The organism is Nocardia sp. 149-1B, from assembly GCF_057747975.1.
In genome coordinates, this window is sequence record NZ_CM173233.1 from 2,733,876 (window position 1) to 2,746,469 (window position 12,594).

The window sequence follows — 12,594 nt, forward strand, 5'->3', positions numbered from 1 at the left end:
TTCGCGGGACCCACTGTGACCCGACGACGGGCGTCGTCAGGGCCAGCAGGTCTTCGGACTCGGATCAACCGGGCGCGGACGCCTTCCCAGGGCAGGTGCCCCAGTGGCTGCCGTTGCCGGCGTGTCCGTCCCGTCCCCTCACCGCTGCGCGTCAGCTCCGGATTCGCACCGGATTCCCTGACTCCGTGTGGCGGAGTACGACTGGCTGCACGGAGGGTACCGCGTGCCCCATCTCGCGGTCCGTCGGCCTGCCGGTGCCCGACGGCGGGCGGCCGATACCGTTTGCTGTCGTGACGCCTGAGGACGAAGCCAGCCCGTTGATCTCCGACGGCGTGACCGCCGAGGACCTGATCGTGCGGACGTTGGGGCCGTGCCGGGTGGACTCGCCCCTGGCGGAGACGCTGATGTCGCGGCGTACGACGCAGCACTCGGTGGTCGAGGAGGACCGGCTGCTCTTCGACGACACCGTCGCGCTGGCCAGCATGCGCGGCGTGCCGATCGACCAGCTCCCGAGCCTCGAGCCGGGCGGTCCTCGCAAGAAGATCTACTTCGACCCCTCCAAGACCCGCGTCGGCATCGTGACCTGCGGCGGTCTGTGCCCCGGCCTCAACGACGTGATCCGCGGACTCGTGCTGGAGCTGTCTCGCCACTACGGCGTCACCAGGATCGTGGGGTTCCGCAACGGCTACCGCGGCATGATCCCGTCGTTCGGCGACGACGTGCTCGACCTGACGCCCGAGAACGTCCAGCGCATCGACGACGAGGGCGGCACGATCCTCGGCACCTCGCGCGGCGGCCAGGACCCCGAGGAGATGGTGGACGCCCTCGAGCGGCTCAACATCAACATCCTGTTCGTGATCGGCGGCGACGGCACGATCCGCGGCGCGATGGAGATCGTCCGCGTCGTCACCGAGCGCGGTCTCAAGGTCGCCGTGGTCGGGATCCCGAAGACCATCGACAACGACATCCCCCACATCGACCAGAGCTTCGGGTTCCAGACCGCGCTCGCCGAGGCCACCAAGTCGATCCAGTCCGCGAGCGTCGAGGCCCGCTCCGCCCCCGGCGGCATCGGCCTGGTCAAGCTGATGGGCCGCTTCTCCGGGTTCATCTCCTGCTACGCGACGCTGGCGAAGGACGACGTCGACTACGTGCTGATCCCCGAGGTGCCGTTCACCCTCGATGGACCCGACGGCTTCCTGGCTCACCTGCGCACCCGGGTGCAGAGCCGCGGCCATGCGGTCGTCGTCGTGGCCGAGGGCGCCGGCCAGCAGTACATCGAGACCGAGGCTCCGGGGACCGACGCGTCCGGCAACATCCGCTTCGGCGACATCGGCCGGCTGCTGCGACGCAAGATCGTCGAGGACTTCGACGCCCACGGTCTCGAGCACAACGTCCGCTACTTCGACCCGAGCTACTCGATCCGCAGCGTCCCGGCGAACCCCTTCGACAGCGCCTACTGCCTGCGGCTCGCGCACGCCGCCGTGCACGCGGCGATGGCCGGCCGCACCGAGGTGCTCGTGGGGCGCCGCCGCCGGCGGTTCGTGCACATCCCGATGCCGTTGGCGGTCAGCCGCCGCAACCACGTCGACCCCCAGGGCGACCTGTGGCTGTCGGTGCTGGAGACGACCGGGCAGCCGCACCAGTTCACCTGAGGGCGATCGCTCCCCCCAACGGCGAGTCGGTCAGCCGCCGACTCGGCCCATCAGGCGGTCCAGCCGCTGGGCACGTAGGCGCAGGCGGGGTCGGAGGCGAACGGGTCACCTGTCACGGCGTACGCCCGACCGCGCTGCCCGCCGCAGACCTCGCGGAACTCGCAGGCGCCGCACTTGCCCGTCAGCCGCTGGGGGTCGCGCAGCCCCCGGAACAGCGGGTCGTTGCGGTAGAGGTCGACCACGTCGTCACGCCGCACGTTGCCGACGGAGATCGGGAGGAACCCCGAGGGCATGACGTCGCCGAGGTGGGAGATGAACAGGAACCCGCGCCCGTCGTTGACGCCCTGCGTCGGGCGGTCGAGCCCGTCGTGGAAGGCGAACCCGGCGCCGGTCGCGGAACCGCCGGCGCTGCGCTGGGCGGCCACCCGGCGGTACATCGGCGCCGCGGTCGCCTTGATGTCGAAGCCGCCGGTCACCGACAGCTCGTGCAGCCAGGCGAAGACCTCCTCGTGGCGCTCGGGGCTGATCATGCTGAGCTGCTGTCCTCGTCCCATCGGCACCAGGAAGAAGACGCTCCACTGCACCGCGCCCACCTCCTGCACGAAGGTGACCATCTCGGGGAGCAGGTCCACGTTGTGGGTCGTCACCGTGGTGTTGACCTGCGTGCTGATGCCCAGCGACTGGGCGTTGCGCAGGATCGTCATGGTCCGCTCCCAGGACCCGGCGACCTTGCGGAAGTCGTCGTGCACCTCCGGTGAGGGCGCGTCCAGGCTGAGTGCGATCCGGCGTACGCCCGCCTCCTGGGCCCGACGCAGCCGGGCGACCGTGGGCAGGGCGGTCGCGGTCGGCGTCAGCGAGCAGCGCAGTCCGGCCGCGTCGGCGTACTCGATGAGGTCGAACAGGTCGCGGCGCATCATCGGGTCGCCGCCGGTGAACACCAGGATCGGGGAGCCGAACTCGGTCAGCCGGTCGATGAGGGCGAAGCCCTCCTCGGTCGTGAGCTCCGCGGGGTCGCGCCGGTGCTGCGCATCCGCGCGACAGTGCACGCAGGAGAACGCGCAGGCGCGGGTGACCTCCCAGGCGATCGTGAACGGCGCGCGGTCGAAGTCGGTCTCAGCCATCCACGCGTTGCGGACCCGGCGCTCGCGGACGGCCTGCCGGCGGACGTTCTCGGGAGCCATCGGCCACCCTCCAGGGTTCGGGGCATGTTGTTTCTAACAATGGTGCGTGTGACAATCATGGCATGACGGGACCGACGCTCGCGGATCCGCCCGCCCAGCTGCCGCCCGGCCGGCGCACCGAGGTGCTCGAGCTGCTGCGCCAGGCCGACCAGCCGATGTCCGTCGCCGAGGTCGCCGACGCGATGGGCCTGCACGTGAACACGGCGCGGTTCCACCTGGACAGCCTGGTCGAGGACGGCCTCGCGGACCGCACGACCGAGCCGCGAGACACACCCGGGCGCCCGCGGATCCTCTACTCCTCCGAGGGCCCCGCGGTCGGACCGCGCAGCTATGAGCTGCTGGCGGAGATGCTGACCGGCTTCGTCTCCTCCTTGAAGGATGCCGGGCCCAGTACCGTCGACCTCGGCAAGGCGTGGGGGCGTCACCTGATCGAACGCGCCGCGCCGTCGGAGCGCATGGACGAGGACGAGGCGGTCGCCCGCCTCCAGCGGTTGCTGGACGCGGTGGGGTTCCAGCCGACAGCACAGGCGACCGAGTCCGGCGTCGAGGTGCAGCTGCACCGCTGCCCGTTCCGCGAGGTCGCCACGAAGCACACCGACGTGGTCTGCGCCATCCACCTCGGCCTGATGCAGGGCGCCCTGGAGGAGCTCGACGCCCCCGTGGTCGCGACGTCGCTGCAACCGTTCGTGACCCCGAACCTGTGCGTGGCGAGCCTGCGTCCGCGACGGGCGACCTGAACTCGCCGAACCTCGCCTAATTGTTTACACTTTCCTTGTGACAAATAGGCCCCGTCCAGGTCGGACCTCGAGCCCGCGCGGCGTGCTGCTGATCCCGGCCGGCCTGGCGATGCTGGCCGGGCTCGACGCCGCACTGCTGCTGATCGGGGTGCCGGCGCCGGTGACCACCGACCGGCTGCCCGACGTGCACGGGATGTTGATGGCGCTCGGCTTCGTCGGCACCCTGGTGTGCCTCGAGCGCGCCGTGGCACTCGCCCGGCCACTCGGCTACCTGGCCCCGGGCCTGCTCGGCGCCGGCAGCCTGTTGCTGCTCGCCCCAGTCCCGCTGGCCGTCGGGAAGACCGGCCTGCTGCTCGGGATGCTGGCGATGACGCTCCTCTACGTGCCGCTGTGGCGCCGCCAGCGCGACGACGCCGTGCTCGTGCAGGCACTCGGCGCGGTCCTCGGCGCCGGCGCGGCCGCGATGTGGATCGGCGGGACCGACATGGCGCTGCTGGTCCCCTGGCTGGCCGGCTTCCTGGTGCTCACCATCGCCGGGGAGCGTCTCGAGCTGGCCCGGCTCGCCATGGGGCCCAGTGCGGGTCCGACCCTGGTGCTGCTGTCCACCGGCCTGATGGCCGCGACCGTCGCGTCCCTGCTGTGGCCGACCGCCGGCTACCCGCTGCTCGGCCTCGCGCTCGCCGGACTGACCGGCTGGCTGGTCGCCCACGACGTCGCCTGGCGGACCGTACGGCGAGCCGGGCTGACCAGGTTCATGGCCGCCAGCATGCTGGCCGGCTACTTCTGGCTGCTGGTCGCCGCCGGCACCTGGATGCTGAGTGGCGCCGCGCTGTCCGGCCCGGCGTACGACGTCGTCATCCACGCGACGTTCCTCGGCTTCACGATCTCGATGATCATGGCCCACGCGCCGGTGATCCTGCCCGCGGTCCTGCGCCGGCCGCTGCCCTACCGGACGGTGCTGTGGGCGCCGCTGGTGCTGCTGCACGCCTCGCTGGCGCTGCGGCTGTGGCTCGGCGACGCCCTCGACGTGCACCTGGCCTGGCAGATCGGCGGGGCCGCGAACGTGGTCGCGCTGCTGTCGTTCTTCGCGCTCAGCGCCTGGTCGGTGCTCACCGCGGCACGACGTCCGAGCACGAAGGTCGCGACGAAGGTCGCAGCATGAGCCTCACCGTGTCCGGGAGCCGGCCGACCGGCACCGCCCGCCGAGGGTTCTCACCACTGCGCGACCTTCCCGCGCTGCTGTGGCTGATGGCGGTCGTCGTCGTGTCCTTGCTGCACCGTGACCTGCCGGCGCCGCGCTGGCTGCTGATCCACCTGTTCCTGCTCGGGGCGGTGACCCACTCGATCCTGGTCTGGAGCCAGCACTTCGCCGACGCGCTGCTGCACAACGCCCCCACGCGGACGGCCTACCGCACCCGCTCGGTCCGCCTGTTCCTCTGCAACGCAGGCGCGCTGCTCGTCGTGGTCGCGGTGCCCACCGAGCGGTGGGAGGTCGCCGCCGTGGGTGCGTCGTCGGTCGCTCTCGCCGCCGGCTGGCACGCCGTGTCCCTGGTCGTCCAGCTGCGGCACGGCCTGGGCTCACGCTTCGCCGTGACCGTCCGCTACTACGTCGCGTCCGCCGCGCTGCTCCCTCTGGGGGCACTGTTCGGCGTCCTGATGGCCCGCGGGCTCTCCGAGCAGTGGCACGTGCGGATCATGCTCGCCCACGTCATCGTCAACGTGCTCGGCTGGATGGGTCTCACCGTGCTCGGCACGGTGGTCACGCTCTGGCCCACGATGCTGCGCACCCGGATCGCCGAGGGCGCCGAGCACACCGCCCGGCGCGCGTTGCCGATTCTGCTCGCCGGGCTGCTGCTGGGCGTGGCCGGCTGCCTCGCCGACGTACGCCCCCTGACCGGCGTGGGCCTGCTCGTGTACGCCGGTGCGCTCGGCCTGCTCGCCCGGCCGTTCGTGAGCGTCGCCCGGACCAAGCCCCCGATGCACTACGCCACCTGGTCGGTCGCGGCCGCGATCGCGTGGCTGGCCGTGCTCGTCACGACCCTCGGGGTGGGCGTCATCGTCGCGCCCAGCTGGATGGACGCCCACGAGCTGGCCAGCGCGCTGACCCCGGGCCTGGCTGCCGGCTTCGGCGCGCAGGTGCTGCTCGGCGCGATGTCCTACCTGGTCCCGGTCGTCGTCGGCCGGGGTCCGTCCGGGACCCGGGCGGCGAACGTCGAGATGGACCGGGGCGGCGCGTTGCGCGTCGCGGTCATCAACGCCGGCCTGGTCGTCTTCCTGCTGCCCGCGCCGAGCCCCGTGCGGGTCGTGGTCTCCGCGGCCGTGCTCGCGGCGCTGGCGGCCTTCCTGCCGTTGATGTTCCGCGCCTTCCGGGCCGCGCGCCGGGCGCGGCAGCAGCCGGTGGAGGCCGCGCCAGCGGGGCGACGCGGCGGGCCCGCGCCGGTGGCCGCGGACCGTCCCCGAGGTCAGCTCACCGGCCTCGCCGCGACCGGCGTCGCCCTGGTCGTGCTCGCCGTCGCCACGGGGGTGGCCGTGGACCCGAGCGCGCTGGCCGGGACCAAGCACGAGTCGTCGGCGGGAGGCATCGCTCCGACGGGTCAGACGACGCGCGTCGAGGTCAGCGCGGCGAACATGCGGTTCACCCCCGACACCGTGCAGGTGCCGGCGGGCAACCGCCTGGTGATCGAGCTGACCAACACCGACGACTCGAACGTCCACGACCTCGTGCTCGACTCCGGGGCCGACAGCGGCCGGCTCTCGCCGGGCGAGAGCACGGTCGTGGACGTCGGCGTCGTAGGTCGTGACATCGAGGGCTGGTGCTCGGTCGTGGGGCACCGGCAGATGGGCATGGTCTTCCACGTGCGCGTGACCGGGCTGGCCGACGCCGCCCGGGCCGAGCCCGACTCCTCGATGGCGGGAATGCCGGGGATGGACCACTCCCACTCCACCAGCGACGGCACCGGCGGCGGCACCAGCGACACCGCCGGTGGCGTCGCGGCCGAGCTCGATCCCGGTGCGTCCCCCGGCCCGGGCTTCCGGGCGCACGACCCCGTCCTGCCCCCGGTCGAGGCGTCACGGGTGCATCGTCGTACGTTCCGGGTCTCCGACGTGCAGGCCGAGGTCGCGCCAGGCGTGCGTCAACAGCTGTGGACCTACAACGGGACGTTGCCCGGCCCCACCTTGCACGGGCAGGTCGGCGACCGGTTCGTCATCCGGCTGGTCAACGACACGCAGATGGGGCACTCGATCGACTTCCACGCCGGGGAGACGGCACCGGACCAGCGGATGCGCACGATCGCACCCGGGGGGTCGCTGACCTACCGGTTCACGGCCACCCACTCCGGCATCTGGCTCTACCACTGCTCGACGATGCCGATGTCCGTCCACATCGCGAACGGCATGTTCGGCGCCGTGGTGATCGACCCGCCGAACCTGCCCCGGGTCGACAAGAGCTTCCTCATGGTGCAGTCCGAGCTCTACCTCGGCGACCAGGGTGGCCCGGCCGACGCGACGAAGGTGATGGGCGAGCGGCCCGACGCCGTGGTCTTCAACGGCTACGCCAACCAGTACGACCACGACCAGCTCGACGTGAAGGTCGGCGACCGGGTGCGGATCTGGGTGCTCGACGCCGGGCCCAACCGTCCCAGCGACTTCCACGTCGTGGGCGGTCAGTTCGACACCGTCTTCGCCGAGGGCGCCTACCTCCTGCGACGCGACAACCCGGAGCACGGTGCCAGCCAGGTGCTCTCGCTCGGGCCCGCCCAGGGCGGGTTCGTCGAGCTCGCGTTCCACGAGCCGGGGCACTACCCCTTCGTGTCGCACCTCATGGTCGACGCGGAGCGCGGTGCGCACGGCTTCTTCAACGTCACGCGGTGAGTGGATCTTTAAACACGGTTGATATCGTGTTTATTGTCAGCAGTTCACCGACCAAGGAGAGACGAGCATGACCGATCGCCAGCTGGACGTCCGCGAGGAGATCCCGGCACGCCGCCACGAGCTGATCTTCAGCACCTACCACGACCTCAACCCCGGGGACGGCTTCGTCCTGGTCAACGACCACGACCCCAAGCCGCTCTACTACCAGCTGGCCGCCGAGCACCAGGGTCAGTTCGCCTGGGACTACCTCGAGGAGGGCCCCGAGGTCTGGCGGGTCCGCATCGGACGCGTCGAGGCCCCCTAGACATCGTCCCGGCTGGACCCAGCTCCAGCTGGACACAGCTCTGGCCCACCCGCTCGCAGGGGCGAGCCGGTGGGCCAGAAGTGGCGAGGGTCAGAGACCGGGCGAGCGCCGGGGGTCAGGCCGGGATCATCCAGGCATGTCGCTGGTGCCCGCCGTTCGCCGAGATCCACGGCAGGTCAGGAGCGTCCGCCACTTGGGGGAACCGACCCGGATCGGGCAGCGCCGGGTCGAGGGCGGCATCGGCCCGATCGATCTCCTTCTCGAGCCGCCGCAGTGCCGTCTCGCCGGCCACGGGCAGCGAGCCGTCGACGACCAGCACCAGCCCCAGGGTGGGCGCCAGCGGCGGGATCGCCGCCACGTGCGCCTGCCACTGCGACGACCAGTCCCGGATGCGACGGAACGCCCCCATGGTGATCGGACCCCGGCTGGGACTGACCGCGAGGCCGAACTCGCTCAACGGCACCGACGTGGAGTGGCCGCGCAGCATCGGCCCCACGAGCAGCCGGCGGAGCACCTCGGGGTTGCCGATGTCGAGTCCCCGCTCCCAGTACGCCGCGACGAGCAGGCGGCGTACGTCGTCCGCGACGCCGGCTCCCCGCGCCTCGGCGTAGCCGGCGACCGCCCCACGGGTGTTGAGCCCGAAGGCCGGCAGCGACCGGGGCAGCTCCTCCCCCGGGACCAGCAGGTCTCCCAGTGCCGCCAGGTCGCGTTCGAGTGCCTCCCGGCCCGAGACACCCAGCGGCGCGGCGCCGACCGGCGCCCGGGGGTTCGTCTCGACCGCACGCCAGTCGACCCGGACACCGGCCGCGCCGAGCACGTCGGCCCTGCGGCTCGCCAGGTAGCCGGCCGGGGAACCGAAGTCGGAGTAGATGACCAGACCCATGACGTTGCCTCTCCACGAAGTACGCGCGTTAGCACATTTGTAACGACCATACTCGTGTTTATCCTGGACCGGCCGGTGACCTGGGTCACACAGAGCCTTCAGCGGTCGAGGCGTCCGTGCAGCACCAGGTCGCGCGAGGACGTGCCGATCGCGATGCCGTAGCTCCCCGGCGTCACGACCCACCGGTCGCGGCGGGTGCTCCAGACCGAGAACGCACGCCGGTCGAGGTCGAGGCTCACCCGGCGGGACTCCCCCGGCGCCAGCGTCAGCTTGGTGAACCCCTTGAGCTGTTGCGGCGGCTCACCGGCACGCGCCGGGGCGGAGAGGTACAGCTGCGGCACGACCGCTCCGGCGCGGCGCCCGGTGTTGCGCACCACGAAGCTGACCCGGGCGCCGTCGCCGGCCGGGTCGACCCGGAGTCCGCGGAAGCCGAACGTCGTGTACCCGAGGCCGTAGCCGAACGGGAACAGCGGCGTCGTCCCGGTGGCGTCGTACCACCGGTAGCCGACCAGCAGCCCCTCGTCGTAGGTCTCCTTGCCGTTCACGCCGGGGTACGCCGTCGGCGCGAACGGGTGCTGCGCCTCGTCGACCGGGAACGTCTGCGGAAGGCGGCCGCCGGGCTCGCGGACGCCGTAGAGCACGTCCGCGAGCGCGTTGCCGTGCTGGAGCCCGCCGTACCACGGCACCAGCACCGCCCCGGCGTCATCCAGCCACGGCATCCGCACCGGACCGCCGACGTCGAGCACGACCACGGTGTTCGGGTTCGCTGCCGTCGCCGCGGCGATCATGTCCTCCTGCTCGACCGGGATCGCCTGGCAGAACACCGTCAGGCACGCCTCCGGGCGCAGGCCGAGGTCCGCACGGTCGCTGCCCTCGGTCGACCCGTCGGTCGCGACGACCACCACAACGTCGGCGACCGCAGCCGCTGCCCGGGCGTCGGCGACGCTGGAGCCCTCGACGTACACGACCCGGTCGCCGTGCTCGCGGGCGGCGGTGGTGATGCCCTCGAGCGGCGAGACCACCCGCGGCGGCAGGCCGCTGCCGTGCGAGGACCCGCCGCCGGAGACCGCGTTGGCCGCACCGACCGGGTTGGCGGCCCAGCCGATGACCGCGATGGTCCGGCCGCCGTCGACGGCGTCGAGCGGGAGCAGGTGGGCACGGTTCTTCAGCATCACCGTCGCGTCCGCGGCGGCGCGACGCGCGACCGCGAGGTGCGCGGGCGTGGAGACGTCGGAGAGGAACGGCGCCGCGCCCGGCGCCACCGGGTCGTCGAAGAGACCGTGCTCGAACATCGGGCGCACGATGTTGCGCACCATGTCGTCGATGCGCGCCTGGCTGAGTGCGCCTCCGGCCATCGCGGCCCTGAGCTGGTCGGCGCCGAAGTAGCGGCCGGCGCTGCCGGTCACCGGGGTCGCCGGGACACCCGCCGCGAAGGCATGCATCTCGAGGTCGAGACCGGCGCGCGCCGACGGCGCGGTCGAGTGCACAGCGCCCCAGTCGGAGACCACGAAGCCGTCGAATCCCCAGTCGTGGCGCAGGTAGCCGGTGAGCAGGCCGGGGTTCTCGCACGCGTACGTGCCGCCGACCCTGTTGTAGGCGCACATGACCGAGCCGACGTGGGCCTTCTTCACCGCGGCCTCGAACGCCGGCAGGTAGATCTCACGCCGGGTGCGCTCGTCGACGTGGGCGTCGACCGTCATCCGGTCGGTCTCCTGGTTGTTGAACGCGAAGTGCTTCGCGTCCGCGAGCACCGGGTGCGACTGGATGCCCCTGATCACCGCGACGGCGGTGCTGGCCGCCAGGTAGGGGTCCTCGCCGAAGTACTCGAAGTTGCGGCCGTTGTACGGCGTGCGGGCGATGTTCATGCCGGGCCCGAGCATCACGTTGATGCCCTTGGCGAAGGCCTCGGCGCCGATGGTGCTGCCGATCCGCCGCTGCAGGCCCGGGTCCCAGGTGGCGGCCTGCGCCACCCCGGAGGGGAAGACCGTGGTGGCGATCTGCAGGCCCGCGACACCCGACCCGGCGTCGCTCAGCACGAGGTCGGGGATGCAGAGCCCGGGGATGCCGTCGACGTGGCCCGCCGTACCCCAGTAGGTGAACCACGGCGGGTCGCCGAAGGTGAGCATGTGCAGCTTCTGGTCCAGCGTCATCGCCGCCACCAGTGCGTCCGCGCGGTGGTCGGCGGAGTCGGAGGCGTCCATCCACGCCGCACACGGGTCGGCCGCCGCGGCGGCCGGCGCGGTGCCGGCACCGGCGACCAGCCCGGCCGGGGCCGCGACCGCCGCCAGCGCCGCCACCAGCGCAAGGATCCGTCGGCCACGGGGTCGGCGCATGTCAGGTCTCCTCGATGGTGTCGGGTCGGACGCCGGGCGGCGAAGGTGTCGCTGTCGTAACGTCCAGCACCCGTGCCGGTCACGGCGCCGGTGAGGGTGGCGGTGCTCACGCGGCCGCTGGCCGGGTGCCAGACTGGGCCATGGCCGTCGCCGCGCGAGGTCCGCTCGTGCTCGCCTACCCGTTCACCGGTCGGTGGCGGGCGCGCAACAGCCCCGCGAGACGCGTGCCCAGCCACGGCACCCACCTGATGGGCACGACGTACGCCATCGACTTCATCGCCGTCGACACCCACGGCCGGTCCGGGCCGCGGAGCTGGCGCGCCGTGCTGGCCACCGAGCCGCCCGAGAGGTTCGTGGGCTTCGGCGTACCGGTCCTGGCTCCGTGCGCGGGCCGGGTCGTGGGCGCCCACGACGGGGAGCCCGACCACGTGGCCCGGCGGTCCCAGCTGACGCTGGTCCCCTACGCGCTCGGCCAGGCGCGCCGGCTCCGTCGTGGGCCGGCGGCCCTCGCCGGCAACCACGTCGTGGTCGCGATCGGCCCCGAGGGGCCGTTCGTCCTGGTCGCCCACCTGCGGGAGGGCTCCGTCGGGGTCGCCGTCGGCGACCACGTGCGGACGGGCGACGTCCTCGGTGCGTGCGGCAACTCCGGCAACAGCACCGAGCCACACGTCCACCTGCAGGCGACCGACAGCACCGACTGGGAGCGTGCCCGAGGCCTGCCCATCGCGTTCGGCACCTCCGGCGGACCCACCCTCCCCGAGGAGTCCGAGGTCGTCACAGGCTGAGTTCGGCAGCAAGGTGTGATGCGATGGGTGAAAGTGCTGCGGCTGACCGTCGCAGCACCCTCCTGCTCAGGAGGACCAGCGTCGGGTTCGGGACCGGCGGGTCAGCCCCGATGCGCGAGAATGGGCGCTACCTCTGACCGACCGAGAGAGTAGTTGAGCCCGCCGGGGGCTTGATGGCGCCGTTGTCTCCGGTCTGCACGCCGATCAAACAGGCGCGGCCAGTCTCGGCGTCGACGGTGATGCCCATGGCCCGAACCGTGAAGTCGGGCGCCGGGCTGCCGGGCGCCACCGGATGGCTGGTCGTGACCGTGTGCGGGAACTCGCCGATCAGCAGGATCTCGAGTTGGCGACCCGACGTGCAGGGGTGGCCGGTGTTCGAGTCCTTGACGGTCCCCGACCGGGCGATGACCGAAGCGCTCGACACGGAGGCCCCTTGATCCTCCGCCACCTGGCGGGCGACTGCCTCCGCCTTGGCTACCTCGTCATGGCTCAGGGGCGGTTCCACCGCCGTCGGAGTTGGCCTGAGGCGTGTTGGTCCGCGCCGCAGGCAGCCAAGAGCGGCAGGAGCACGAGCGCGGCGAGTAGGGGCTTCATGACCGTCAGACGAAGCATCATGCCCGACGGTTGCGGCACGGGGGCGCGATCTTCCGAACAGAGCCCGCCTCGCCCGTACGCGACACGCGGCAGCGCGCGCCGGTGCCGGATCTGGCGGCGGCCCAACTTGGACGGTCAGGTGGGCTTTGACCCATCCATCACACCTTGCAGAGTTCGGCAAACAGTCGCCAGCGGCGCCGATTTCCTGCAACGAACGGTTCCTTGTGGGGCGGAGAACGTTCAGAGTGCCAG

The 12,594-nt window shown here is 72.1% G+C and carries 10 protein-coding genes and 1 riboswitch; of the genes, 6 read left to right on the top strand and 4 right to left on the bottom strand.

The window, feature by feature from the left end; all coding sequences use genetic code 11:
• Positions 1 to 27: 27 nt before the first annotated feature.
• Positions 28 to 221, bottom strand: a riboswitch (cobalamin riboswitch).
• Positions 222 to 290: 69 nt separating this feature from the next.
• Positions 291 to 1,652 (top strand): ATP-dependent 6-phosphofructokinase, encoded by a 1,362-nt coding sequence (locus AC3ANS_RS13150; RefSeq protein ID WP_488292039.1) that lies wholly within the window; start codon positions 291 to 293, stop codon positions 1,650 to 1,652.
• A 50-nt stretch (positions 1,653 to 1,702) separates the two neighbouring features.
• Here AC3ANS_RS13150 and AC3ANS_RS13155 read toward each other — a convergent pair whose 3' ends face one another.
• A complete protein-coding gene (locus AC3ANS_RS13155) occupies positions 1,703 to 2,833 on the bottom strand; it encodes a TIGR04053 family radical SAM/SPASM domain-containing protein (RefSeq protein WP_488292040.1) in 1,131 nt (376 codons plus the stop codon).
• A gap of 62 nt (positions 2,834 to 2,895) precedes the next feature.
• On the opposite strand from AC3ANS_RS13155, the gene AC3ANS_RS13160 reads away from it, so the two are divergent.
• The 4 genes from AC3ANS_RS13160 to AC3ANS_RS13175 all read left to right on the top strand — a co-directional run bounded on the left by AC3ANS_RS13160 (position 2,896) and on the right by AC3ANS_RS13175 (position 7,747).
• Positions 2,896 to 3,570, top strand: a complete 675-nt coding sequence (locus AC3ANS_RS13160) for a helix-turn-helix transcriptional regulator (RefSeq protein ID WP_488292041.1) — start codon at positions 2,896 to 2,898, stop codon at positions 3,568 to 3,570.
• Positions 3,571 to 3,652: 82 nt separating this feature from the next.
• Positions 3,653 to 4,732 (top strand): hypothetical protein, encoded by a 1,080-nt coding sequence (locus tag AC3ANS_RS13165; protein WP_488292042.1) that lies wholly within the window; start codon positions 3,653 to 3,655, stop codon positions 4,730 to 4,732.
• Entirely contained in the window at positions 4,729 to 7,443 is a 2,715-nt protein-coding gene (locus tag AC3ANS_RS13170) for a multicopper oxidase domain-containing protein (RefSeq protein ID WP_488292043.1), read from the top strand. Before AC3ANS_RS13165 ends, AC3ANS_RS13170 begins: the two co-directional genes overlap by 4 nt.
• Before the next feature lie 67 nt (positions 7,444 to 7,510).
• Positions 7,511 to 7,747: a DUF2249 domain-containing protein gene (locus AC3ANS_RS13175; protein ID WP_488292044.1), complete on the top strand. Its 237-nt coding sequence runs from the start codon at positions 7,511 to 7,513 to the stop codon at positions 7,745 to 7,747.
• Positions 7,748 to 7,862: 115 nt separating this feature from the next.
• Here the strand turns inward: AC3ANS_RS13175 and AC3ANS_RS13180 are convergent, their stop codons facing one another.
• Together AC3ANS_RS13180 and AC3ANS_RS13185 are read right to left on the bottom strand one after the other, a co-directional pair.
• Entirely contained in the window at positions 7,863 to 8,630 is a 768-nt protein-coding gene (locus AC3ANS_RS13180; RefSeq protein ID WP_488292045.1) for a hypothetical protein, read from the bottom strand.
• 98 nt (positions 8,631 to 8,728) lie between these two features.
• Positions 8,729 to 10,963: a glycoside hydrolase family 3 C-terminal domain-containing protein gene (locus tag AC3ANS_RS13185; RefSeq protein WP_488292046.1), complete on the bottom strand. Its 2,235-nt coding sequence runs from the start codon at positions 10,961 to 10,963 to the stop codon at positions 8,729 to 8,731.
• Between the two features lie 140 nt (positions 10,964 to 11,103).
• On the opposite strand from AC3ANS_RS13185, the gene AC3ANS_RS13190 reads away from it, so the two are divergent.
• Complete coding sequence (locus AC3ANS_RS13190; protein ID WP_488292047.1) at positions 11,104 to 11,748, top strand: M23 family metallopeptidase; 645 nt, start codon at positions 11,104 to 11,106, stop codon at positions 11,746 to 11,748.
• Between the two features lie 127 nt (positions 11,749 to 11,875).
• On the opposite strand, the gene AC3ANS_RS13195 is transcribed toward AC3ANS_RS13190, so the two are convergent.
• Positions 11,876 to 12,172: a hypothetical protein gene (locus tag AC3ANS_RS13195; RefSeq protein WP_488292048.1), complete on the bottom strand. Its 297-nt coding sequence runs from the start codon at positions 12,170 to 12,172 to the stop codon at positions 11,876 to 11,878.
• Positions 12,173 to 12,594: the final 422 nt, after the last annotated feature.